Source organism: Spirosoma foliorum, from assembly GCF_014117325.1.
Lineage (GTDB): Bacteria > Bacteroidota > Bacteroidia > Cytophagales > Spirosomataceae > Spirosoma > Spirosoma foliorum.
Window position 1 is genome coordinate 4,296,062 of sequence record NZ_CP059732.1, and the last position, 23,502, is coordinate 4,319,563.

General features: G+C 42.5%; 25 protein-coding genes. 16 read left to right on the plus strand and 9 right to left on the minus strand.

What is annotated here, in order from left to right; genetic code table 11:
* Positions 1-11 precede the first annotated feature (11 nt).
* From H3H32_RS18245 to H3H32_RS18255, 3 genes are read left to right on the plus strand one after another with little or no spacing between them, the layout of a single operon-like run.
* On the plus strand, positions 12-728 hold the full coding sequence (locus H3H32_RS18245; protein ID WP_182464083.1) for a hypothetical protein: 717 nt from the start codon (positions 12-14) through the stop codon (positions 726-728).
* Positions 729-1,346, plus strand: coding sequence for an HD domain-containing protein (locus tag H3H32_RS18250; RefSeq protein WP_182464084.1), 618 nt, complete (start codon positions 729-731; stop codon positions 1,344-1,346).
* 29 nt (positions 1,347-1,375) lie between these two features.
* Positions 1,376-2,359, plus strand: a complete 984-nt coding sequence (locus tag H3H32_RS18255; RefSeq protein WP_182464085.1) for a hypothetical protein — start codon at positions 1,376-1,378, stop codon at positions 2,357-2,359.
* 888 nt (positions 2,360-3,247) lie between these two features.
* Here the strand turns inward: H3H32_RS18255 and H3H32_RS38265 are convergent.
* Positions 3,248-3,403 carry a transposase gene (locus H3H32_RS38265; RefSeq protein WP_374191831.1) on the minus strand — a complete coding sequence of 52 codons (156 nt, stop codon included), beginning with the start codon at positions 3,401-3,403 and terminating at the stop codon, positions 3,248-3,250.
* Positions 3,355-3,561 (minus strand): transposase, encoded by a 207-nt coding sequence (locus H3H32_RS38270; protein ID WP_374191844.1) that lies wholly within the window; start codon positions 3,559-3,561, stop codon positions 3,355-3,357. Before H3H32_RS38270 ends, H3H32_RS38265 begins: the two co-directional genes overlap by 49 nt.
* A 410-nt stretch (positions 3,562-3,971) precedes the next feature.
* Between H3H32_RS38270 and H3H32_RS18270 the strand changes: the two genes are divergently transcribed.
* From H3H32_RS18270 to H3H32_RS18290, 5 genes are all read left to right on the plus strand, one after another.
* The gene (locus H3H32_RS18270; protein ID WP_182464088.1) at positions 3,972-5,039 is read left to right on the plus strand and encodes a hypothetical protein; all 1,068 of its coding nucleotides are present in this window, start codon (positions 3,972-3,974) and stop codon (positions 5,037-5,039) included.
* 1 nt (position 5,040) lies between these two features.
* Positions 5,041-5,628, plus strand: a complete 588-nt coding sequence (locus tag H3H32_RS18275) for a vanadium-dependent haloperoxidase (RefSeq protein ID WP_182464089.1) — start codon at positions 5,041-5,043, stop codon at positions 5,626-5,628.
* Positions 5,629-5,731: 103 nt separating this feature from the next.
* Positions 5,732-8,473 (plus strand): MobF family relaxase, encoded by a 2,742-nt coding sequence (gene mobF / locus H3H32_RS18280; RefSeq protein WP_220472661.1) that lies wholly within the window; start codon positions 5,732-5,734, stop codon positions 8,471-8,473.
* Positions 8,457-8,855 carry a hypothetical protein gene (locus tag H3H32_RS18285; RefSeq protein ID WP_182464091.1) on the plus strand — a complete coding sequence of 133 codons (399 nt, stop codon included), beginning with the start codon at positions 8,457-8,459 and terminating at the stop codon, positions 8,853-8,855. Before mobF ends, H3H32_RS18285 begins: the two co-directional genes overlap by 17 nt.
* Positions 8,856-9,137: 282 nt before the next feature.
* Entirely contained in the window at positions 9,138-11,219 is a 2,082-nt protein-coding gene (locus H3H32_RS18290) for a protein kinase domain-containing protein (RefSeq protein ID WP_182464092.1), read from the plus strand.
* Between the two features lie 185 nt (positions 11,220-11,404).
* Here H3H32_RS18290 and H3H32_RS18295 read toward each other — a convergent pair whose 3' ends face one another.
* The 5 genes from H3H32_RS18295 to H3H32_RS18315 form a co-directional block, all read right to left on the minus strand.
* Positions 11,405-11,611: a hypothetical protein gene (locus tag H3H32_RS18295; RefSeq protein ID WP_182464093.1), complete on the minus strand. Its 207-nt coding sequence runs from the start codon at positions 11,609-11,611 to the stop codon at positions 11,405-11,407.
* Between the two features lie 265 nt (positions 11,612-11,876).
* On the minus strand, positions 11,877-12,806 hold the full coding sequence (locus H3H32_RS18300) for an ArdC family protein (protein ID WP_182464094.1): 930 nt from the start codon (positions 12,804-12,806) through the stop codon (positions 11,877-11,879).
* Between the two features lie 375 nt (positions 12,807-13,181).
* Entirely contained in the window at positions 13,182-14,075 is an 894-nt protein-coding gene (locus tag H3H32_RS18305; RefSeq protein WP_182464095.1) for a DUF8464 domain-containing protein, read from the minus strand.
* Positions 14,076-14,159: 84 nt separating this feature from the next.
* On the minus strand, positions 14,160-14,354 hold the full coding sequence (locus H3H32_RS18310) for a helix-turn-helix domain-containing protein (RefSeq protein WP_182464096.1): 195 nt from the start codon (positions 14,352-14,354) through the stop codon (positions 14,160-14,162).
* Between the two features lie 457 nt (positions 14,355-14,811).
* Entirely contained in the window at positions 14,812-15,420 is a 609-nt protein-coding gene (locus tag H3H32_RS18315) for a bifunctional nuclease family protein (RefSeq protein WP_182464097.1), read from the minus strand.
* 151 nt (positions 15,421-15,571) lie between these two features.
* Here H3H32_RS18315 and H3H32_RS18320 point away from each other — a divergent pair, with 151 nt between their 5' ends.
* Positions 15,572-15,793, plus strand: coding sequence for a helix-turn-helix transcriptional regulator (locus H3H32_RS18320; protein WP_182464098.1), 222 nt, complete (start codon positions 15,572-15,574; stop codon positions 15,791-15,793).
* Here H3H32_RS18320 and H3H32_RS18325 read toward each other — a convergent pair.
* A complete protein-coding gene (locus H3H32_RS18325; protein WP_182464099.1) occupies positions 15,790-17,028 on the minus strand; it encodes a tyrosine-type recombinase/integrase in 1,239 nt (412 codons plus the stop codon). The genes H3H32_RS18320 and H3H32_RS18325 overlap by 4 nt on opposite strands.
* A gap of 509 nt (positions 17,029-17,537) precedes the next feature.
* Between H3H32_RS18325 and H3H32_RS18330 the strand changes: the two genes are divergently transcribed.
* From H3H32_RS18330 to H3H32_RS18345, 4 genes are all read left to right on the plus strand, one after another.
* Complete coding sequence (locus tag H3H32_RS18330) at positions 17,538-18,071, plus strand: COG3415 family protein (RefSeq protein WP_182461887.1); 534 nt, start codon at positions 17,538-17,540, stop codon at positions 18,069-18,071.
* 4 nt (positions 18,072-18,075) lie between these two features.
* On the plus strand, positions 18,076-18,741 hold the full coding sequence (locus tag H3H32_RS18335; RefSeq protein WP_182461889.1) for a hypothetical protein: 666 nt from the start codon (positions 18,076-18,078) through the stop codon (positions 18,739-18,741).
* Positions 18,742-19,532: 791 nt separating this feature from the next.
* Positions 19,533-19,832, plus strand: coding sequence for a hypothetical protein (locus H3H32_RS18340; RefSeq protein ID WP_182464100.1), 300 nt, complete (start codon positions 19,533-19,535; stop codon positions 19,830-19,832).
* 70 nt (positions 19,833-19,902) lie between these two features.
* Positions 19,903-20,247 carry a hypothetical protein gene (locus tag H3H32_RS18345; protein ID WP_182464101.1) on the plus strand — a complete coding sequence of 115 codons (345 nt, stop codon included), beginning with the start codon at positions 19,903-19,905 and terminating at the stop codon, positions 20,245-20,247.
* A gap of 1,328 nt (positions 20,248-21,575) precedes the next feature.
* On the opposite strand, the gene H3H32_RS18350 is transcribed toward H3H32_RS18345, so the two are convergent.
* A complete protein-coding gene (locus tag H3H32_RS18350) occupies positions 21,576-21,758 on the minus strand; it encodes a hypothetical protein (RefSeq protein WP_182464102.1) in 183 nt (60 codons plus the stop codon).
* 212 nt (positions 21,759-21,970) lie between these two features.
* Between H3H32_RS18350 and H3H32_RS18355 the strand changes: the two genes are divergently transcribed.
* The 3 genes from H3H32_RS18355 (at position 21,971) to H3H32_RS18365 (ending at position 23,413) form a co-directional block, all read left to right on the plus strand.
* A complete protein-coding gene (locus H3H32_RS18355; RefSeq protein WP_182464103.1) occupies positions 21,971-22,261 on the plus strand; it encodes a circadian clock KaiB family protein in 291 nt (96 codons plus the stop codon).
* A gap of 53 nt (positions 22,262-22,314) precedes the next feature.
* Positions 22,315-22,590: a hypothetical protein gene (locus H3H32_RS18360; RefSeq protein WP_182464104.1), complete on the plus strand. Its 276-nt coding sequence runs from the start codon at positions 22,315-22,317 to the stop codon at positions 22,588-22,590.
* A gap of 490 nt (positions 22,591-23,080) precedes the next feature.
* A complete protein-coding gene (locus H3H32_RS18365) occupies positions 23,081-23,413 on the plus strand; it encodes a hypothetical protein (protein WP_182464105.1) in 333 nt (110 codons plus the stop codon).
* Positions 23,414-23,502: the final 89 nt, after the last annotated feature.

Genomic DNA, 23,502 nt, shown 5'->3' on the forward strand with positions numbered 1-23,502 from the left:
CTTCTAAACGGATGAAAAACGACTTAATGAACATAGTACAATTAAAGAGTATAATGTCTAAAAAAACATCAAATGATTTCTCTTGCCTGAGTAATTGCCTTTTACCAGAGATAAGCCAACCCTCATCTTTGATAAATATACTAGAATCTATAATGTGTGAGGAAAAGGAATTAGATCGAGTTGCCAAAAGTAGTTTTATACATAATTTAGGATTTATAAGAGTAAACATTATTGGATGGGATGTATCATCTTATATGCTCAAGCTGCATATATGGAATTTACCCAAAATCAACATTGATATAAAGAATGGCAATGAGTTTACAATCCATAATCACTTGTATGATTTTTCCTCAAGTATTATTACAGGATGTTTAAATTTTGATATATATTCCGAAAGCGACAATGGAATTTCAATGGAAAAATATATTAACCCGTTAAAGGAAGACGAATATATCTTTGAATATATTGGCACCAGAGCATTAAAGAAGCAATTGCAAGTTAATTTAAGTTCAGGAAGCCAATATTTACTCGATCATCAGACATTACATTTTGTATCAGCGCCACCAAATATATGCACATCAACTTTATGCCTACAAAGTCCAATATGCCAAAGAGAAACCTTAATTTATTCACAAAATAAATTAAGGGAAAGCTTACCGAAGTCGGTTAGATTTAATTCATCTAGCCTAAAAACAGTTATAAAAAATTACTTAAAAGTATTAGAATAAATGCGAAAAGATGAACTTATAATTCACATCAAAGAGGAAGTTGAACAAATATATAAATCAAGTGATGTAAGCCTCCCTTATCATGGATGGAAGCACATAATTTTTGTTTACACCAAAGCGAGAGATTTTGCTATAGAATTAAATGCAGATTTATTTTTCGTCTCAATTGCTGCGTTAACGCATGATATGAATTATTTGATTAACGTAAAATCAAAGCCTAGCGAAGGGCAACAAATGAGAAGAGCGTTATTCAAGAAATATAAAATAAAATCTACTGACATCAGTAGGATAGAGGAAATAATTTTTGAAGCAGATACAAGCTATCGTCACGAAAATATATCAAGCGATGCAAAAGCGCTTAGCGATGCCGATACTCTATTTAAATCTCTACCTATTACTCCTATTCTATTTGCCAAGCAATACTGTATAGAGCAAGATATAACTATTCATGATACTGCAATAAAAATCATTAAATATCAAATTCCACTAATGGAAAAGGGAATATATTTTTATAGTGATTCAGCAAAAAAATACATTAATTGGGCGCAAGCAAATTTATCACTTTGGCAGAATATACTTGATTATTACGGCAGCGAAGGGGAAGTATTTTCTCTATAAAAAATAAATCTTTATAAAATATATAATTTATGTTTGACTTAGGCAATTTGAAAACATCAACGGCAAGAAGGGTATTCTTGTTTGTATCTATATTAATTTTTATCATAGAAATAATTGCACTAGTGCTAACACATGAGCATTATAAAAATGTACCAGAGCCGTACTCCTCTATTGTAAAGGAAGTTCTAATTAATTTGGTAGCTGCTACCATTTCAGCTGTGATACTTCTATCTATATTAATTTATTTAATACCTATTGAAAGGCATGTAGGCAGTATAGAAGCCCTTGATTCGCGAGCGACAAAATCTCTTCATAATCAAACTCTGAAAACAACCCATTTTTGGCTCCACAATGGACATTTTGGACGATGGGTTCGTACGGAAGCTATGCCTTATTTAGCAACTTTATCAAAAGAAAACGGTATTACTACAGAGATAAAATTAATTATTTTAAATCCAACTGATAACGATGTTTGTACTTTATATATGAGGTATAGAAAGCAAATCTCCCATATAGATATTGAAATTGACAATGTAAGGGACGTTCAAGCAGAGCTTTTTGCAACCATACTAGTAGCACAACGTTATAATCAAGCCACTGATCATGATCTAGTCGTAAAAATTTATTTAAATTCTCAGTTTAACTTAGTAAGAGAAGATATTAATGAAAGTGTAGTATTTAGAACTCAAGTAGATCCAAAATGTTCGGCAGTAGTGTACTACAATAAAGATAGAGAACATGACGTATCTGAATTTTATTACAATGCAAAGAAAAACTTCAATTTTACAGCTAAGTTTTGCCAGCGCGTACCATTCGAGCCTCCCGTTCCAATGGGCGAATTAACTGTAGAAAATGTTAAAACATATTTAAATTCAATAAATCTTCTAAGTAACTGCGATAGTGATGATGATTTCATTAAAAAGGTCATTAAGAAAGCACATTCAACTTATAATCCTTACGAGTCTCAAAACTTCTTTGGTAAATCAAAAAGGAAAATAGATGATTTTGGATAGAACCATTGATTGAAGCTGTCAATTACGCCAATGAAAGGATATTAATTTCCTATGCGTTAAATTAAAAGCTCAGTTTATTGCTTTTTGAACTTTTAGTTGCACTATTATTTATTGTTTTTTTGTTAACTGTAATTGTGTCTTTATTAATTAAGTATTTTGAATTCTTTGTATTTACAATATGATCATCCAATAAATCAATCTTGTTTATTCCTCTATGTTCCAAATTCAAAATTGTGTTGAATAGAAAAGCAGTAGCAATAAAGCATGCACTCTTTAATAGTAAAAAATTTCTCTCAAATTGATTTCTTTTAAATATATCATTCATTGACATCTCCAGAACTTAATCTTAAATTATCTTGCCTAGAGGTTACGCAAATGTCAACATTTTATATAATATAAAAGATCTAATATTCATTAAGGCTAAATAGAATATTCTGTATACATAATGTGCACCTGAGCCATTTTGATTACTATTAAAAAACTCTTCTTATAGTTAACTATTGCACTGAATAGGGAAGATGTCTGACGGGTTTTCTTTAATAGTAACATACTTTAGACGTTGGTTGTTACCTATCACAGATGACCTGTATGGTAGTCTGTGTATTCTGACGCTATTATCAATCGGCTATTAATTTGACTATCAAAAATACCTTTACTGATGCACGAATTAGCCCATAAAGATTGTTAAAACCAGATAGAAACCCACGGGTGAACCCGTGGTTCTATGGCTTTGCCGCCTGATCTTTGCAGGATCAGGCCGTTACAGCTCCTGACGGAGCTGACCTTCATCCTGTTGTTGTCCTTGATGTTCAACATAGCGTTTCACAGTTGCTTCATCCACCCCACGCTGCTGACGAAGTAACCCGGCGACCAGACGATGTTTTCCTTCTAGTACACTTTGGACAGCCACGTAAATTTTTTCCGCAACCGCGACGACGATTGGCTTTTTAACTGTCCGATCACGTCTGCTATCGCATATTTAGGCGGCATCACCATCACCATATGGACGTGATCGGACTCAAACCCGATCGTCTCCAACTCCACGGCTGGCAAACTTCGCAGAAGCCCAGCAACAGTTTATGGAGATACACACGGATACCAGGCTTCAGGACCCGCCGCCGGTATTTACAAATCCAAACAACATGATATTGCAACCAATACGCACTGTGCCCTGATAACCGAACTTCCATGCAAACCAGCATACTGAGCGCGGGCTCATTATCCACGGCTTTAGTCTTTGTATTCTGCCTCCGGCCGCATAAAATACAGAGAAATACGGGAAATTTCCCGTATTTCTCTGTGCCTTTGATCTATATATTTGAATAATCTTAGCCGCATTTCCGCCTTTTAAAGGTAGCCCATATTTACAAGATGGACTACCACGTCAGGATTAGGCAGTATTCTGAGTCAGTTCAAGGATTTGCGCATCATAAGAGACGCTAGCAGGCTGTACATAGCTCTGCTTAGCTCAGCATATATCGTCGATTGAGTCATCATTACGAGAAGACCAGTTCCTGGGCAGAAGCCTTCATTCGGATGGCGTATACAGATTTGATTCTTATAAGAAATTGAAAAAGCTATTTCCAAATACAATCTTAATCTAATTATTTATATGAATGCTCTAAAACGTATTTCAGCGTTTTTCTTCTGCTACTTCTGCCTATTCAAGGTATACAGTCAAGAAACGTTAAGCCTAACCCAAAAAAGGGAGTTTGCGCGTATATATGGAGTTTCAGGTGCTCCCGTAGACAGGCAAGAATTTATCAAATCTCAATTAAAAAAGCAGGCGCTATCACCGGCAAAAAGGAAAAATTTTTTAGTCGATTCTACGACTGAAAAAGAAATTATTAAAAATTATCTTTTCTGGCATGACTATTCTTTAGATATATCAGCCACCGATCATCTGACCTCGGCAACACCAACCGATTTTTACGCGGAGCAATTAGGACCGCATAAAGCCAGTCGTGCATTTGCAATTACTCATGTGGCGATCTTTGAAGCAATAAATTCAGTCATAAAGAAATATACGAGCTATCGTGCCATTCAGCAGAAAATTTTTGATATTTCTGGCCTTCCATCTACTATTTCACTAGCACAGGTTAACCTCAATTATGCAATAGCGGAAGCCGCAAAACAAACTTTATTAAAATTGTACCCAAAGAAAGCAATACTGATCAATAATCAATACACCAAATTTATACAAAGCTTACCAACCGAAGGGGCTTCGAAAGATACAAGCGGTGCTTTAATCGGAAGAGCATCCGCTGAAGCCGTTTGGATGGATCGAAACGATGATCGTGCTAACTATCCTGAACCACCGGCATCTGCCGTTACCACTAATGATTTCAGAAACTGGACAAAAGATACTTTATCGAATATTAATACAGCACTAGGTGGAAACTGGTCGAAAGTAAGACCGTTTGTGCTCCTCTCCCAAGATGCATTCCGCCCCTGTCCACCACCCTCCTTCGACAGCACAGCTTTTGTTAAAGCATTTAACGATGTTAAAAATTTAGGAGGAGATCCTTTGGCTGAAACTTCAGCAATCCGACGTCCAACTCCCACAAGTAGAAAGGGTGAGGAATTGCAAGATTTAAATGATGCGAATGAAACATATAAAGGGATTCTCTGGGGATATGATGGCACCGGAAATTTATGCGCCCCCCCCAAGATTGTATAATATGATTGCGAAAGACATTGCCATTCAAAGGAAAAATCCCAATGAACTCATTGAGCTTGCACGGTACTTTGCATTGATCAATCTTTCGCTAGCCGATGCCGGAATTTCAGCATGGGAGGCAAAATATTGGTATAACTACCCCAGACCAATTTCTCTTATTCGTAAAATTCCTGCAACGTTGAATCCACAAGCTCAACCTAATAAGTTCTGGACACCGCTTGGTGCCCCAGTGACTAATTCCGTTGCCAGTAAAAATTTTACTCCCCCTTTTCCTGCATATCCTTCCGGACATGCCGTTTTTGGTGCTGCACTGTTTCAAACATTAAGGCGATTCTACAGCATAACAAATGATGCAGAATCTTCTTTTACATTTCATTCAGATGAATACAACGGCGAGAATAAAAGTGCAAGACTTAATACTCGCAGGAGTTTAACAAGTCGCACCCTCACATTTGATACGTCAGAATGGGAAAATGCACAGAGTAGAATATGGCTAGGCATTCACTGGCAATTCGACGCTGATAATGGAATTAAACAAGGTAGACAAGTGGGAAATTTTGTCTTTGATCATGTTTACACGAAACCTTAAACATGATTATTGATACATATAGATACAGGTATTTTATCTTTAATCATGCACTAATAAAAGATTATAAGATAATTTATGCTGTATAAAATCATGCATGATCCGCATGATTCAAAGCACCTCGGCTGGACAAGCCCAAGCGTATTTCAATGACTCTCTGCACCAATCCGACTATTACCTTAACGATCAAGAGCAGCCTGGCTGTTTCTATGGACGTGTAGCCGCCCGTTTTGACATTACGGGCGTAGCGACAAAGAACACTTTTCATGCCCTTTGCGAAAACATCAATCCAATCACGGGGCAGGCACTCACACCACGCAAAAAAGACAATCGCACAGTCGGCTATGATATTAATTTCCATTGCCCAAAATCTGTTTCGATCCTTCATGCGCTGACGACTGACAATCATATTCTGAATGCGTTTCAGGAAAGCGTTCAGCAGACCATGCTGGATATTGAAGTGGACGCCCAAACCCGCGTTCGTAAAAATGGCATGGATGAGGACCGATCAACAGGTGAACTGCTTTGGGCGGACTTCATTCACCAAACTGCAAGGCCCGTTGATAACGCTGTGCCTGATCCACACCTCCACTGTCATTCCTTTGTGTTCAATGTGACGTGGGATGGGGTTGAACAGCAGTTCAAGGCGGGGCAATTCCGGTCGATCAAACAGGACATGCCCTATTATCAGGCACGGTTTCACAAACGGCTAGCCGATAAACTGGTTGAATTAGGTTATTGCATTCGGCGCACCGACAAGGCGTTTGAAGTTGCTGGTGTGCCGGAGCATATCATCGACCTGTTTTCCAAACGCACCAATGAAATCGGCCAGATTGCCAAGGAACTGGGCATTACAGATCAGGACGAGTTAGATCAATTAGGAGCCAGAACCCGCGCCAGGAAGCAAAAGGGTTTAACCATGAGCCAGCTGAAGGCTGAATGGCGTAAGCAGATATTCGCATTGGGGATGCGAGATAAAGGCGAAGGTGATCAACCGATACGCTTTGCCCCTGCCAAACCAGTCTCCTCTCCCTCGCCTAAACACTGCGTCGATCATGCGTTGGCGATGCGATTTGAACGGGTATCAGTCATGCAAGATCGGCGCATTTTGGAAGTGGCCTATCAGCAGGGATTGGGTCATCCAACGCTGACCGTCGATCAGATTACCGACCGCTTTGCCGACGATAAGCGGATTATCCGGGTCAAGGATGGCTCCCAAACACTCTGCACCACCAAAGAGGTTTTGCGTGAAGAACAGCGGATGGTGGCTCTGGCTGGGCAAAGCAGGGGCCTGCTGCTCCCGCTTTATCCGGTTACTCCTGAAATCTTACTGGAAGGCGAACAGCGTGAAGCCGTATCCCATGTACTGACCACCACCAATCGCGTGTCGATTATTCGCGGTCGGGCTGGAACGGGGAAAACCACATTGATGACAGAAGCCATTCGGCTGATCACGGAAGCAGGGTATCAAGTCACCGTTGTGGCACCCACGGCGCAAGCGGCACGGGGCGTGTTGCGAGAAGAAGGGTTTAGCGAAGCAGACACCGTGGCCAAACTGTTGTCCTCATCCGAATTACAAGCGGCTTTAGCCCATGGTGTGTTGTGGGTCGATGAAGCCGGACTGTTGAACACCAAGGACATGACCGCTCTGCTGCAATTGGTTACGGACAAAAACGCACGGTTGATTTTAAGTGGCGATACCCGGCAACACAGTAGCGTTATGCGTGGTGATGCGTTGCGGATTCTGAACACCGTGGCGAGTATAAAATCAGCCGAAGTCAGCCGCATCTATCGGCAACGTCATCTGGACTATCGCCAAGCCGTGCAAGCTTTAGCGGATCATAAAGTCGGCGAAGCATTGGCCGTACTGGATAGCATGGGAGCGATCAAGACCTTGAGTCCCGCCAATTCCTTTACCGCCTTAGCCAACGATTATCTAGCTGCCTTGAAAAAAGGAAAATCCGCCTTGGTGATTTCACCGACGCATAAGGAAGGCGAACAGGTCACCAAAGCCATTCGCGAGACATTGCGCGAGACTGGACGAATTGCCAATGAGGAAACAACCGTTTCGCGGTTGGTTAACACCAATCTGACGATAGCGGAGAAAAGCGATTCCCGCAATTATCGCCCTGGGCAAGTCATCCAGTTCAACCAGAAGCTGGCAGGCATCGAGCGTGGTTCGCGATGGGCGGTTCATTCTGTGGCCGATGGCGTCGTCCGCATTCACGATGCCATCGGCACGCAAACATCCCTGCCCCTAGACCGTATACAGCAATTCGATGTGTACCGAGCGGGCGAAATCGCGCTGGCCAAAGGCGATACTGTACGCATTACCCGCAATGGATATGATGCGTATAAAAAACGGCTAACCAATGGGCAAATGCTGGAGGTTATCGCCATCGCGCCAGACGGGGCTTTGCGTCTGCACAACAAGGCAAGCAAAGCCACCTACACTGTTCCGGCTCATTTCGGCCATATCGCCCACGGTTATTGCCTGACCTCGCATGCCGCACAAGGCAAGACGGTGGATGAGGTCTTTATCGCGCAACCAGCCAGCACCTTTGCCGCTACCAATCTCAACCAGTTCTATGTGTCGGTGTCACGGGCGCGGGATGGTGTGCATATCTACACCGATAATAAAGCCGCTTTGCTGGCTCATGCATCCGAATTAGGGGATCGCCTGTCTGCTTTGGAATTGGTACAGCGCAAGAAAATAAACCGGAAAACAGCGGAACATCTGATAAGCACCAAGCCGCCTGTCACAACGATTATAAAAACTAAACGCGAACCAAAGCCAGTAGTAAAACTCGTTCAGCGAAAGCCGAATAATCATGCACTGCATCCATGAGTTCAGGGGGAATTTCGGCCAACCGGCGCAGGTGTCGCGGAGAACAGACGGGCAAACTGAACTCTGTGACAGTGGTGTAGAGGTGCACGATAGCAATAATTCAGTTCGTAATGTCTGTTTTGTTTGGGAAAATGGCCACAAAGCTTTTTTCAATTATGCCTATCTGGTATCGGTCGATCTGACCTTGATCGATGATCTGAACGTGATGATGCTTTATTTCAGTGGACAGGTTGTCACGCTGAAAGGCTATTGTTTGGGTGTATTGTTCGACATGTTGCTGAACCATACCCCTAAAACCATCATAGCCCGTAATCTACGATATTATACGCCCGAGCAAACAGAGAGCGATTTCGTCGCTGAAATTACGGTGACAAGTGAATAATAATGTGACCTTGTGAGTAAATAATTCTATGTTTTATCTTATTATACAATCGTTTTGTAATATAATACAGTTAAAGCATACTGTTGATCCATAAGTGAGTCTATGACTCTTGTAACCGCTCTGTGTGGTTTCTGAGAAAGTAAGTGAACTCTTATAATCCTACGACTTGACTGACTAATTCACGCATCAATAAACGAGTAGTAGCATGTACTAGTTTAGAATTTGATCCCGTTTTTTCGAATATTTATAAAAAGGTTCTATCGCACTAAATTTAAGAAGACAATGAAACACATTAATTTCTTAGGAACTTCTGTTGAAATGCCACTCCATTTTAATGCAATGTTAAAATTTAGTGAGAAGGATAAGACGAATTTACCGTGGCTATCACGTAATTCTAGGTATTATGGAGTCGAAAAAGAAATAGGAAAAGGTGGCAGAGCTATTGCTTATAAAGGGTTCGTTTGTGACGAATTAGGCGAGCGTCTTGCTGGTGTAAAGAAAAATGTTGTTCTCAAAATACCAAATCTTAAACTAGGTGATGATTCCGATAAGAACAAAGAATATTTAAGTCGTCAAAGTAGAGAAGGTGGTCGAGAATGGAAGCTGACTCGGGAACGATTAGACGGTTGTAAGTATGCAAATCCTATTTTCGATTTCACGAAAATTCAAATGTCTTATTATGACGATATTGTTGATATACCAATTACAGTGCAATTTTTCTTAGATGATGCTAAATCCTTAGATAATTATTTACTAGATACTAAACAAAGAGCTGAACCGTACAAAAGTCGCCAAGGCGATCCGGTAGATAACTGGAATGGTATGAGCGATCCCGCAAAATGGTTGGAACTTGCTATTGGTTTGGCAACAGGCTTAGCAGACATTCATCAAAGGCGTGTTGTACATGCTGATATTTGGCCACCAAATATCTTTATCAAAGTTGATAATGAAGGGAAGCCTTTTCCGATATTTATTGACTTTGGTGAGGCTTTTTCGATTGAGCCTACTGGTATACCAAGATCGCAAAGAGATCATGCATATAGAGCGCCGGAAAGAAAGGACGCACAGAGCATAGTCACACAGATGGCAGACGTTTACTCGTTTGGGAAGCTCATGCTTCATTTATGTATAGGAGAAGAGCCAATTCTATCTTCGGACGATAGTGGGCATTTAAGACGTGAAAAAATCAGAAATAAGTTTATCGAAAGAAATCCCAATCTACTGGAAAGCAATCCCTTTATATTAGATATTATTTGTAAATGCGTCTCACTTGATCCAATTGATAGACCAAATATGAACGAGGTCTTGAAAGCTTTGAAATCATATGTCAGACTTAATCTTGATCTTACTGCAACTCCTGAGAAAATTCCCGATATTAACAACAGACTATTATCTATCGCTAAAACATGGCGCGGAATAACTAGAGAATTAGCTGATCGAGAAATGAGTGTAATACCTTTTTTAGAAGAATTAGTTGAACATAGAATTCATGATATAGAAGATTTAGTTAAAGGTTTAGCCAATGATGTAGTAAATCTCAGCGATACAAGAGAAAAATTAATTGTAGATCTACTAATCTTGTTTCAACGATTAGGTTACGGAGATCGTTTTATTAGTTTGACGCACCCGAGAATGTGGCAGGGATCCGCTCTTGGATTAGATGGTAGATACTTTTCTGCTACACAATCTGCCACAGTCCGAGGGGCATCAATCCAACGAGTGTTTCTATTTTCGATTCAAGAGCTTGGTCATGAATGGACCTCTAAATGGATTGATAACTTAAGAAAATTAGAAAAAAATGAAAAACACTTAGTAAGGAGACTGGCCAATATATTAGAAGTGGAAAAAAACAAATATTTGGCAGCAATTCAGCAAGCTGATGCTCAAAAATTACCCGAGAATCTTCAAAAAGAATCTCGGGAGCGATTGGCTCTAGTAATTAAGTCATACGTAATGGCGAACCAAACAATGTGTAGAGATAAATTTGATAAGGCGGACCACTTTTCGTCATCAGCAGAATGTGAAGGATTGTTCTTAGGTATTCTTCCTGTCAGCACCTTAAAAGTTGTTAATGAATATAAATCGTCCCATCCAGCATCAATATTTTATTATAGTAAAGCTGCTGAACAAGATAAATATTTACTTATGATGACGGTATGCCTTGCTCGTAATTCATTTATCAGTACTGAAGTTTCGACCGACATAGCTTACTTAAGCTCTAAACCTGAACTTAGAGGAATTATGGTATTTAAAAGTGTTTTTGGGGTTCCAGAAGACAGAATAAAAAAATTAGAACAGGTTTTAAAAAATTCTGTAAGTGTTGGAAAATGGATAAATAAGCTTTACGGCACTTTACCGAAATAGTAATCTACTGAGATTGTCATGAAGAAGAGCTATAGCTTTAATTATTAGAGGGAAATTAGCACAACCAAGCAAGAGCCCAGAATAACAGTCTGTTCTAATATGATTTAAACTCATACTTGTATCATCTTTATTCGGATTTGATAAAACTAGAGCCGAAGAGGTAACCATCTCCGGCTCTATAGCAGTTAAGTTTTCGGTTTGTTCTTACGAACAACAACTGGAACGTTCTGGCCGAGAATATTCAAAGACAGGTTCAACCCGTCTTTATCGCCGTGTTCCCAGGCAGCACCTACTCTGATCCAGTCAGCTTGCTCGGTATCGGCTTGCGGTTTCAGAACGTAAACCGTGTGGGTTGGCTTGGTTGAACGGGTTTCGGTTTGAGAAGTCATCATCAAATCTCCTTTCTTGTGTGGTTGATGATGGAAGCGAACAAAGCTCGATAGGCCGTATCAGCTCTCCAAGGTCAAAAATCGATGTGTAATGTCTATTTTTGACCGCAGTCGTAGATCGTTTTTACCTCGTAAAAATGAGGGATAAGCGCCATGACGGACAATTGGGCTAAGCTGACATGCTCTATCAACCGACCCCAAGAAAGGGATAGTTGACGAAACCGCCAAATCGTCCGTAAACCAGGGCATGGGGTTGTGCTTTCGAAACTCAAGGACGAGGACTTTGCAACGCATGAATGTATTCAACCGCCTTTTGGGCATGGGATGCGGCCTGAAAGATAAAGCGTTTGTCATCCTTGAGCACGTGCAGCCAGGACTGGATATAAGCCGCATGATGTTCTTCCGGCTGCGGTTCAAAGCCCAGATCAGCCGCCAGAAAACAGGCTCCTAGTTCAGCAACGAGTTCTTCCTTACTATAGCCTTCATCACCGTATTGTTTTTTGCCGAAGTCACGGTTCAACCGGTGTGGAGGCTTCGTCCAATGACAAATTTCATGGGCTAAAATAGCGTAAAATCGCATCGCAGTTTCAAAGCTTTCGAACGGTGGCATTTGGATGCGGTCGGTGCTCTGCGTATAACACGCTTTGGTGCCGGTATAAATATCAGCTTTCGTTTGGGCAAAGAACTGTTCGAGTTTCGGATCACGCGCTTGTTGATGGATAACAACGGGTTCAGGGACTTTATAAAAACCGTCGGACAGTCCTTCGATTTGCGCGGCATTGAAGACAGTATAGCTTTTAAGAAAGGGAATCTGGCTGGATTTGAGGTCACCATTGGCGTCTTCCTCTTCCTTGGTGAATTTATCGGCGTAGACAATTTGGGTTCCCTTCTCGCCTTTGCGGACAGACGCTTTCATGTCGGTCGCTTGCTTAAAAGTCATCCAATAGGGAGAGGTAAAGCCTTGATCGTTAGCGGCATTCCAGAGAATGAGCGTATTGATACCCGTGTAAGGAATATGATTCCAGCGCAGCGGACGCATGACCTGACCCGTCATCTGTTCGGAATTCCAGGGCTTACGCCACGAGAGATTGCCTTGTTCCAGATCGGCCAGAATTTTAGCCGTAACACGAGCATAGATATCCTGTTGAGACTGTTCGGCAGGGAGTGATGTGTCTTTGCGGGTAATCGGTTTGGTCATGTATCATGCTCCAATGGTTGAGGTTACAGGGAATGAAAAAAACACGACGGCTTAGCGAGAGAGCCAGCGAACGTCGCGCGGCCAGAATTTTGGTGGGGTGGGGAATGCGAAGCAGGAGAAAATTGTGGTTGGTAAACGAGTAGCGTCGGGTACAGTCCCATAGGCAACTCAAGCCTTGGCAACATGCAAACTAAACTGATGACCGTTAGCACGGCATACAGCCCTCGTCTTAACAGGCCTAATTGGGATGCGATGCAACGATCCAGTAAGCGAGAATGGCACTATCCAGCCGTTTGCCACACCTGGATTATTGACGGATCAACGTTAAATCTGGCAGGCTGGGGCGACGTTTTGATGTCGGGTCATCCGAACCGCTTAAACTGCCAAACGATGTACATGGCGATACCAATCGTGAACACTGTGGTAACCAGCATACAATTTGTTCATCGGTTGGTGACGAATGCCCACTTCTGTCTGCAAAAATTGACCCACAGAAGCCGTTGCCTGATCACCCTGCTCGGTATGATCCAGCCAGGTATACAGCGTCTGGTAACCATACTGATGGATGTAGGCAGGTACTTGTACCAGACAGCACCAGTCATGGAGAATAATCACATCCTCATCCAAAGTCGTGTGGTCAAGATGGCTCAGCACGGATAAAAAATCCAGAACTTCTTTGAAGAGGTGAATGCCCTTGGGCTTTGGCATTCGGCCACGAATAAACGATATCGCTGGCTGACCAATCGAGCGTTTCAAGTAGGCCGTGCGCAAGGCAAAACCACCATCAACCGTGGGCAAACCCAGTGCGATGAAATCCTTGCCCGTCTGGCGATTACGCGCGTGGATCTCTTTCAGATACTGCCGGGCAAGCGGTAACGCGATGCCTTCCCGGTGCAGGTAATGCAGCAAGCCAGGATATTGAAGCGTCTTTTTATGACGGAGGTCTACTTTAGGCTGCTGTGCAGGCGGAGTGGCTACAAGGCCCAATGAGCCGACACTCATGTTGGTGATCCAGCGTAAAGCGTCGCGTTCTGTGTGGGCTTCCCCGCGAAACCGCAGGTAGTGAACGACCCACTCCACCAAAGTACCATCTTGGGTGTGTAGATCAGACCAGCGATTGGTGATCGTATGAACGGTCAGCGTCGCCTGCCGTTTTCGCCCCCACAGAGACGAATAATAAAGAACAGCCCCTTCACGCCTTAAGGGCTGAAGATCAAGCTTGCCTAGAATTTCGGAAATAGGTATCGTATTGGCATGTTCTAAATCCATTGCCTGCTCCGTCGAAGGGGATGTGATGATGGGATCGGGGACTAGGAAAGGGAACGTTTTTGCCGAACGTTCCCTTTCCGCTTTTTAGTCCATGAGCCGCTGGTCTAGAAACTGATCTAAATCGGCCAGCCGATAATGGATCAGTTTACCCACCAGAATGGGATTGAGTGGTTTTTGTTTGGTACAATCCCACACGGCCAGCGTGCCGGGTGAAACGCCCAGATAAGCCGCGGCCTGCTTTCGATTTAGTAAGGGATTGAGCGTGTTTTTGTGGGCCATTAATGAAAGCTCCTGGTTGCAAGACAAAAACAAAACGTCAGTTGTCGTTCTGACTCTGTTCGTAATGGAGAGTAGCTAAATACTTTTGCGAATGGCTGTCAATTGAATTGCGATTTCATTAATGGTCAATCAACTGACTTGGTGAAAACAAGACCCTTTTTAACGCACAGGATTTATTTTTGCCATTCGTTTTGTGATGTTGCTGACGGCATCTAGCCAGACTCAATACATGATAATTTATTCATGTGTTGAGTCTTCCTCCTCGCTGCTGACACTGCAATGGCCTATCAAAAAGTATGGTTTGATGATTGAACGAGTGACACAAATTCATTAGGCAAGCCAGCCAACTCCCTAACCCAATTTATGCGACAAATCTTACCTGATTATTTGATTTGTTTAGCAAAACACACGTTTGTATGAATAGCGAATAAACTGTTGCTCAACGTGGTCAGACAATTCAGGATTTGTTCAACTCCAGATCTTGGTACGCCTTAAGAACACTTCTATAAATGTACATCGGAGCCTTATTTTTCAAGGCAATCACGAATGCGTCAGAAGGTCTTGTATCTAGCTCAAGTTCGCCATCCTTGGTTTGCAAGACAACCGTGGCATAAAAGAGTTGGTTGATGATAGCGTCGACTACAATTTCTTTCACTGAGAAATTACCTGCCAGTAAGAGTGTTTGTAAAAGATCGAACGTCATTGGTCGGGCCGCCTTTAAAGCATTCATTTCTATGGCAATTGCTTGAGCCTCGAAATATCCCATAACCATACACAATCTCTGACCATCTCCACACGACAAGTGCACGTTGAATTTTTTTTCCTGTTCCACTTCGATCAACTCAGCAATGCTCAATGGGATTTTTTCAGTCTCATCCTGTTTTCTTGGATTGATACCTCTTGTATGATTCTCTTTTCGCTCACTCGTTTTAGGGTCAAGCTGAAATTTAGAATCAGTGGATTGCTGATCAGTCGAGATTATCTGATTGGGTGCTCGTCTTGTCAAAAAATCTCGAGTCAGCCATCCTGCGATTGCTGATAATACGATTACTAGGATATAGGTCATGGACGGTTGCAGGTTCAAACGAATTTAATTCGATTACACGTCTTACCAGAGTTATTTATCTACATCTGAGTTTAATACGCCATGTTTTTTTCAATACAGCCCAAATTCTGTGATAAATAAGCTAGCATTATTTCGTTATAGGAGGACTTACATGAACGAAACATTAGTCGCCAATCAACTTTCAGGATTTTTACGTTTAGAACAAGTTCTACAATTGATTCCGGTTAGCAAAGCCACTTGGTGGAATGGGTGTCGCTCAGGACAATTTCCGAAGCCCTACAAGTTAGCGCCCCGAGTTACAGCCTGGAAGGCTAATGACATTCGGCAATGGATAGAGCGATTTGACAGTACTTATCCAACTACAGAGATCTAGTCCTTTTTATGAGCAACGTGCAGCGGTTCACTTAATTTTACTGGCTTCGCCGAAGCCGGAAGCGCATCAATATAATCAGCCCACTCCTGCATCATTTTCGTACGTTCGGCCAGAAATTGTGCTCGGTCATAGGCCTTGTCCACTTTGCTTTTGGGCTGGTGAGCTAACTGCCGATCAACCACTTCGTGGCGATATCCCAATTTTTCCTTGATCGTACTCATGGCTAATGCTCGAAAGCCATGACCGGTCATCAGCTTGCCGTACTTTAATCGATCTAAAGCTTTTAAAATCGTGTTGTTGCTGATGGGCTTATTCTTCTGAAACGCGCTGGGTAAGATATACCCTTGTTTCCCAAATAATTCACCTAATTCCTCCAGGATCGAGATGACCTGATTGGACAAGGGAACAATATGCGCTTTACGCATTTTCATTCGCTCGGCCGGAATACTCCATACTTTATTCTCCAGATCAATTTCAACCCAGGTAGCATTGATCAGCTCGCTAGTACGAACGAAAGTCAATAAAATAAGCTTCAGTGCCATGACCGTTTGCTTGAAAAGTCGTGCGTCATTGCGCTCAATCGCTTTGATTAAATCAGGCAACTCGTCGATCTCAATAGCGGCAAAATGGCCTTTGACGTATTTTTTCAAGGCCCCTTTCATATCCGAGGTAATATCGCGGCTAGCGCGTTCCGTAATGACGGCATAACGCATGATTTGTCCCATCATTTGTAAGACACGATGGGCTAAGTCATGGCGGTTTCGATCTTCCACCTTTTGAAGACAAGCCAGTAATTGCTGAACGGTTAAGCTGGCAACTGGTAACTGACCAATGAAGGGGAATATGTTTTGCTGAAGACGACTAAACACATTTTTGGCGTAACTAGGCGACCAGGTTGGCAGATTACGATTGTACCACTCGGTAGCGACCAATTGGACGGTTTGTGCTTGCTTGAACTGAGCCAGCGCTTTTTCGTCTTTCTTTTGTTGGCTAGGATCAACGCCCGCTTCCAGCGTTTGTTTGGCGATATCCCTTTTTTCACGAGCCTTGATGAGCGTCACACCAGGATAGGTGCCCAATGTTAGGAGTTTCTCTTTGCCATAAAATCGGTATTTCAAGCGCCATACCCGTTTGCCGGTCGGCATCACGTGCAAATACAGACCTGCCGAATCAAACAGTCGATAAGCTGACGTCGCCGGTTTGGCATGGCGACAATCCAAGTCGGATAATGACATCTCCCCCTCCTTTTTGCACTGGGGGTATGATTTTTCGTTACCCCAATTATACCCCGGAATTTACCCCCAAAATTGTCAGATTTGGTTATTCTCCGTTGGGTTGCTTTAGAGGATCATATCATTAAAAATGCCTGTATTTCAAGGGTTTTATAGGCTTTGTTAGATTGTATTGGAGAGTTAAATGGCTGGGGTGCTAGGATTCTAATCTGTCAATTTAATCTTTGATAAAACAAGATGTTTAATTGGGCGATTTGAAATTTACCCCCAAAATTACCTACTATGTTCCTAGATTTCTTTAGACAACCAAATTACTTGGCTCGCATGTAGTCACTAAAATTGTCAAGTTTTTTGATCAAGAAACTTGACAATTTAGCTCGCTACGATTGGAACACATCTTCTATTTCAATAGTCCAATCATCCTTTAAAGCTTGCTGTACGACCTAAAGCTATGTAGTGTATAGCGACATTTAGTTTAGTATTTTTGTTCTTTGACAAGACGGTTAACATGTATGGGACGCGCCATTGAAATGGGCCAGCGAGAGCAACTTATGGCCCTTAAACAAAAAGGACTTAGTCTGGCGACAATCGCTCAGCAACTCGACCTGCCTTTTGCTACAGTACGTAATCTGTCTGCTCGCTATAGGAGGCAGGGACATTTACAGGTTGGCTACGCCAACTGCGGCCCTAAACAACGGCGGAGCGAAGGACTTCTGGAGCGAGCTAGTCTGTGGCTCAAACGCCATCATCCTACCTGGGGAGCACCCCTGATTCACCAGCAACTGCTTCAACGCTACGGACCCCAGCGAACGCCTTCGGTACGTACCCTCCAGCGATGGTTTCGCCAGCAACACCTTACCAAGCCCCGCCAGCAGCCAGTCCAAGTTCATATTGGACAAGCGAAGGCGGTTCATAATATTTGGCAGGTGGATGCCAAAGAGAACTTAACCCTGGTCGACGGGCAGCCAGCCTGTTACCTAACGATCACCGACGAACACAGCGGAGCCGGTCTGGAAGCGTTGGTTTTCCCCCCACAAACGCATTAGCCAAGTGCCCCTTGAGCAAGTCCGTCAACGACTCATTGAGACGTTTGCCCGCTGGGGTAAGCCGGGGGCCATGCGCGTCGATAATGGCTTACCGCTAGGTGCCCCTTCGGGCCAACTTACCCCTGTCTTGGCCCTATGGCTCATTGGGATTGATGTGGATATGATTTGGAACAAGCCCCACTGCCCCCAACAAAACGGGCGCGTCGAGAAAATGCAGGACACCACAGCTCGCTGGGCTGAGATCAATAAAGCCGCCGATCTGACTGATTTGCAGCTACGCTTGCAAGCTAGCCTGGTTCTACAGCGAACTCGTTATCCCGTGCATCGGCTGGCAGGCAAAAGCCGACTGGCCGCTTATCCTACTTTGGAAACAAGTCGTCGAGCTTACAGCCCAGCCGACTTCTCCATTGAGCGTGTGTACTGTTTTCTGATGCCTAAACTTTATACACGAAAAGTCTCCGTGAGTGGGCAAATCGTCCATTTTGGCAAGGTTTACAGTGTGGGCTTATCCTTTGGCCATCAGTGGGTTCAGCTACGGCTGAGAGCTGATGGCCAAAGCTGGCAGGTTCTCTCTGACTACAAGGTGGTCAAAGAACTAGCGGCCACCACTCTGACTGAGCAATGCATCCAAAAGTTAACCGTCTTTCAAAGAACAAAACACCAAACTTAATGGCGCGAGCTTTGATCAATCTTTATGGCGTACAGCAAGCTTTAAGAGACTGAACTAATTTCTCCGCTGGATTAGCTATAGTGGACCATTATTCGTTTTTCATTCTGCATCAAAATTAGTTTTTCATGTCAAGCGTAGGTGTTACTGTCTTTTTCTGAATGCAGCTATTCGCTCAGCCGCTAATACACCTACCAACTCCTCTAACCTTTCTTGAGAAAGGTTCAATACGTCCTCTATAGCCAAACAACCACTTTGATGAAGGGTTAGATATTGCCCACGCGTTAGCGGAATTGGAAGCTGTATTAGAATTAATGCAGATGTAGATAAACCGAATTCTAGTCTTACCAACAATTCGTCTAGTTCTGTTAAAAATTCTAGTCTGTTAAGATATAATGCCGTTAGAATTTGATGTGCAGATCTCAAGGGAAATCTCGTATTTTTTGTGATCTTGACACTTGGGCGGCTTGCAGCGCAAAGTGGCGTCAGAATAGTAAGGACTAAGCTTTGGACAGGAATTATCAGGCGGTCGCTGATCAGTCATGATTAATTTGTTACGGATTGCTAAGTAAAACAACAAGATTTCCAGAATCTCAAATAGTCACCGACAAATAATCTTCTCAATCTATAGTATATGTATATAGATTTAACTGCATCAGTAGATGGTAGAATAAAAACGATTTCGTTATGAATGTCATTGGGAAAAAATAGATCCATTCACTCAGATTTAGGACAAATTCGCCACATAAACATAAAGTGATACTAAGTGGTTTAGGCATAACAAATCATCGCATATGGCGCACTCCCCTTTGTATCTAAATCCTACTTATCAAAGGCTTCATCAACGGGTCATTGAAATAGAAGACCATTTGCGTCAATTTGAAAACGGGTTAGCAATATCCCAGATCGATTATCAGCAGGCTCAGTCATTGCAAAACGATCCAGGTCGGAAATCGACTTTACTGGAAACCCATACGATCTGCCAAAATCGGCAAATGGAGGCCATCAAGAAGATGAAAGTCCTTTATCAAAAAGCACTTAATATACTGGCAGCGTTTGAAACAGATTGGAAAGCATCTCAACAGTCTGCTTAAATGACTTTACAAATGTATTGCCTTGAAAATCGTTAAATGGCCCAATCAGCTGATCAAAACAAGAACTCTTATGGATGAATATTTACGAAAGCTTATTCATGATCTTAGAGGCAATCTTGGCATTATTATTTACAGTCTAAATGTGCTAGATAGTAAGCCAACTGAGGTGGACCAAAACGTGTTTGAGCCAATGCTACTCCGCAACATAGCTAGTGCTCAGTCACTTTTAATGAATTTGGTGTCCTCCCGATGGTCAGAGCAGGCTTTCGACAACTCTAATGAACTGTTTTTTGAATTAAGCAGCTTAATTCATTCTTTACAGGTTAAAAGGCTACCAACCTCTTCAGCTAGAATAAAAAATCAAATGGATTTACTAGTTGATTTGCTAGTTTCTATGAGCGATTTAAACAAATAAAAATATTGAAAGGGTACATGTGATTATACCTTTTAGGTAGATTAGAAACTTGGGTATATTTGCCAAAACCCCTTTGGGGTTTGACCTCAAGGTTTGCAGTTGATGACTGCCGATCTTGAAAGGTGTGGATAGAATAGGTAAAAGTAGGCTGACATGGTCGGCCTATTTTTCTGCCTTATCATGCGGGCATACACATGATCTCTCCACACAGTAATGTAGAGGACTTTAAACGCCTGCTTTCGCCTGACGGCAGGCGTTTTGTGTGATCAGAATTTCACTAACAGTGACCGAACAACGCGCCTGAATTATTTTAGCGCTATCTTGGCACTCTTAGGTTGACGCTCAAGCAGGACAGTTTGCTTTTGCCGCTGTTGAACTGGTTGGGACAAGCATAAAAATGGACCGGCATTGCCGGTCCATTTTTTCCAGGCCGTGTTTAAGCCCCAGCTTTTATCATCGTTTTTGCATTTGAATTGGTTACTCCTTTGGGATGAACGAGTAACCAATTCACCCGACATCATTCTCAGTCAACGCTGTTTTGATTTTGATCCGTTTAGAAGCCAGCAACTGACCGAAATCGACCATGCTCAAATCAGTGGCCAAGTTGATCCGGGATCACAAAGCCCAAAAATTAGACATCGGGTATAAACTGCTTGTGTCTGGCCTGCCCGACAAACGGTGGGAATGTCGGACAGTCAGGAGGTGGCCGCAGCCATGATTGGCAGGCTTGGAAAAGAGGTGGTAATGGAAAAGAGAAGGCAAAGATATATTCATGCCGCTTTACAATCAACTATCCTTTGCCTTTTTCAGGTGGCTATACCCCCGACATCATCCTGACAAATCACCTGAGCGACCAAACAGCCCGTTTACGAACGCAACCATGCTACCGCATGACTAGCCCAAAGAACAGCACCGCCCGATCTGCGAATGTGGTCATAGCTGTTTCAGCGGATAGGAGAAATGTATAAATTTGTTACCAATAATGAATTTTCAAAACTTAAACTACCATTTAGTATATTTTCAAAAAATAATGATTAAATAATGTTACTATTTTTCAACTACAACCAGCACGGCCCTGGTGAGAAATAATTCGCACGGCGTGTCAGGCTTTTTCTTTTTCTGACCATGTGCTGATTTGCTCCTATGAGTAATTCCCCTGACAATGATTATCAACTTCTGGACGACCTAAAAACTGAAATCCGTTAATGCAGTTACTCGTTGCGCAATTACCCTATTCGCATCACATCCGTCTAATGGACTAGACAAAACAGCCTCAAGCACGGTTATTCTATTCAGTCAAAGCCATTACAAATGGTCACGCCATAAGCCTACTTTACCGTATTAGGCGAGTTGTCTCGTTGCCGATTGGTCAGAGCCGTTTGACGATTGGCACGGGCGATCAACTGTTCAGTCGCCATCATAATCTGCGGGTCAGTATCGTATTGGACTTGTACCTGTTTTAAATAATGTCGGTACAGCATAGCAAAATGGTCTTTGGTGCGGTTCGCCATGAATGGTAATGGTAAGATAAAATGGTGCGGTTTTTAAGTAAAACTCTCGCAAAAATATCTGCATTTATACTCAAGTAAATTAAATTTCAATAAAAATGGCTATTACTACTCAACTCCCATATTGATCACTCTGTTTTTGCAGTTTACGAACTTTCGCACCGTGGTTGTGTTTATGAGAAATTGCTCATTCATGCCAACTCGCATTTGTCGATATGGGATTAAACGAAGAAACGTGGACCTTACAACTCTATGTCGCCGGAAACACCCCCAAGTCTGCATTGGCTCGCCTGAACCTGAAAAAATACTGCGAACAATATTTACCGAACAGATATATCATTGACGAAATTGACCTGCGCATGCATCCACATCTGGCAGCAGATCATGGGATTTTAGCAATCCCTACTTTGGTGCGAAAATCACCAGAGCCCATCCGGAAAGTTATCGGTGATCTGTCGAATGAAGAGAAATTTCTAGCGGCTTTGCACATTCCCAAAGGCCACTAAAAACGCCTTTATTTTACCTACCCAGACTGGTAAACAGCTTAATCTGATTGGCTATGATCTTTTTAGTAATTGCCGTCAATCGACAAGGGAATGTTCGGCACCTGCTCTTCAATCACTCGGAATTAGAAGCGGGCTTTGAGGTGTTGAATAGGCTTGTCGCCCGAGGGCATATGTTAGCCCAAGCAATTCTGGTTGACGATGAGAGCACTATTCATCTACCTGTAGAAGCCTTTGATGGACATTGGGGCCAATCCACCATTCAAGAACTAGAACATGCGTGGCGTGTCCTTTTAATGAACCCGCTCAATCGAAATAACAATAGCGATTGAGGCTAGTTATGCCGTTTAGTGTTTTACTTTTCAAAGTACGATACGCATTTTCGCCTGTTACTGAAGCCGATCCAGTATCCATTTACGGATTACATGAGCTTGCTTTAATTGAGCTTCATAACGTCTTACTATAGTCTGGTACCGATGTATGACCACTTCACTTTTTGTTCTAAAGGGACCTCCCAGGTGTTCACAATGGCTATTTACCTCACTGATCATCAACTCTAGGCTAATAATACGCTGTTCGTAAAAACCCAATTTCTCTCTATACCAATGAGTGGCCTCAACATCTAGCTGTACTCTTAATGGGAAGGACTTTACCAAAATAGACATCCATTTTAGTTCTAATTGCTTACGAGACCCTAAAAATCATCTAATTGATCTGGTTAAACAATGATAATCAATTGGTAGCGCTATGATGGATATCATTTACAAACGAATGTCCGCGCCAAGATGCTGTCTCGTACTTTACCTCCCAAAGTTTTTGTTTATGGCCCTATCCTACTCTAGTGATGGAGTTATGGACCAATGCCTTCAGTTTATCGTGAACAATTCTGGCCTGTCCTGTAAACTGGTAGCGACTATCCAATCGAATAATGGCGTCCGGACCGTCAGTAAAACGGGCGTTGAATCCATTGAATCGGTTGCCTGCATTTTTAAAATCATCGGCAAGAATGATTTACAGACGAAGGCGGCCCTATATGGGTTGACTGTGTTTCCTAGAAAGAGAATTTTTTACCTAACAGAAAATCACTTCTTACTTACGAATTTCAACTGCGTAGATAAGCTAGCCGTTTCAGAGATACTTTCGCTTGTCTTATAAATCGGCCGAAAATTCAAGCACTACCATAAGTCTCGCTCGTCTTAGATAGGAGCGTTTTTGCAAGATTGAACAAATAATCCTGTTCTAAT

Bases quoted from the DNA above. Each gene is read 5' to 3' on its own strand.
- H3H32_RS18365 (WP_182464105.1), top strand. From the start codon at position 23,081: ATGGCCCTATCCTACTCTAGTGATGGAGTTATGGACCAATGCCTTCAG.
- H3H32_RS18345 (WP_182464101.1), top strand. From the start codon at position 19,903: ATGGATGAATATTTACGAAAGCTTATTCATGATCTTAGAGGCAATCTT.
- H3H32_RS18310 (WP_182464096.1), bottom strand. From the start codon at position 14,354: ATGGCCCACAAAAACACGCTCAATCCCTTACTAAATCGAAAGCAGGCC.
- H3H32_RS18355 (WP_182464103.1), top strand. From the start codon at position 21,971: ATGGGATTAAACGAAGAAACGTGGACCTTACAACTCTATGTCGCCGGA.
- H3H32_RS18295 (WP_182464093.1), bottom strand. From the start codon at position 11,611: ATGATGACTTCTCAAACCGAAACCCGTTCAACCAAGCCAACCCACACG.
- H3H32_RS18315 (WP_182464097.1), bottom strand. From the start codon at position 15,420: ATGACCTATATCCTAGTAATCGTATTATCAGCAATCGCAGGATGGCTG.
- H3H32_RS18285 (WP_182464091.1), top strand. From the start codon at position 8,457: ATGCACTGCATCCATGAGTTCAGGGGGAATTTCGGCCAACCGGCGCAG.
- H3H32_RS18325 (WP_182464099.1), bottom strand. From the start codon at position 17,028: ATGTCATTATCCGACTTGGATTGTCGCCATGCCAAACCGGCGACGTCA.
- H3H32_RS18305 (WP_182464095.1), bottom strand. From the start codon at position 14,075: ATGGATTTAGAACATGCCAATACGATACCTATTTCCGAAATTCTAGGC.
- H3H32_RS18320 (WP_182464098.1), top strand. From the start codon at position 15,572: ATGAACGAAACATTAGTCGCCAATCAACTTTCAGGATTTTTACGTTTA.
- H3H32_RS18255 (WP_182464085.1), top strand. From the start codon at position 1,376: ATGTTTGACTTAGGCAATTTGAAAACATCAACGGCAAGAAGGGTATTC.
- H3H32_RS18340 (WP_182464100.1), top strand. From the start codon at position 19,533: ATGGCGCACTCCCCTTTGTATCTAAATCCTACTTATCAAAGGCTTCAT.
- mobF (WP_220472661.1), top strand. From the start codon at position 5,732: ATGATTCAAAGCACCTCGGCTGGACAAGCCCAAGCGTATTTCAATGAC.
- H3H32_RS18245 (WP_182464083.1), top strand. From the start codon at position 12: ATGAAAAACGACTTAATGAACATAGTACAATTAAAGAGTATAATGTCT.
- H3H32_RS18250 (WP_182464084.1), top strand. From the start codon at position 729: ATGCGAAAAGATGAACTTATAATTCACATCAAAGAGGAAGTTGAACAA.
- H3H32_RS18350 (WP_182464102.1), bottom strand. From the start codon at position 21,758: ATGGCGAACCGCACCAAAGACCATTTTGCTATGCTGTACCGACATTAT.
- H3H32_RS18275 (WP_182464089.1), top strand. From the start codon at position 5,041: ATGATTGCGAAAGACATTGCCATTCAAAGGAAAAATCCCAATGAACTC.
- H3H32_RS18290 (WP_182464092.1), top strand. From the start codon at position 9,138: ATGAAACACATTAATTTCTTAGGAACTTCTGTTGAAATGCCACTCCAT.
- H3H32_RS18300 (WP_182464094.1), bottom strand. From the start codon at position 12,806: ATGACCAAACCGATTACCCGCAAAGACACATCACTCCCTGCCGAACAG.
- H3H32_RS18270 (WP_182464088.1), top strand. From the start codon at position 3,972: ATGAATGCTCTAAAACGTATTTCAGCGTTTTTCTTCTGCTACTTCTGC.
- H3H32_RS18330 (WP_182461887.1), top strand. From the start codon at position 17,538: ATGGGACGCGCCATTGAAATGGGCCAGCGAGAGCAACTTATGGCCCTT.
- H3H32_RS18360 (WP_182464104.1), top strand. From the start codon at position 22,315: ATGATCTTTTTAGTAATTGCCGTCAATCGACAAGGGAATGTTCGGCAC.
- H3H32_RS38270 (WP_374191844.1), bottom strand. From the start codon at position 3,561: ATGCTGGTTTGCATGGAAGTTCGGTTATCAGGGCACAGTGCGTATTGG.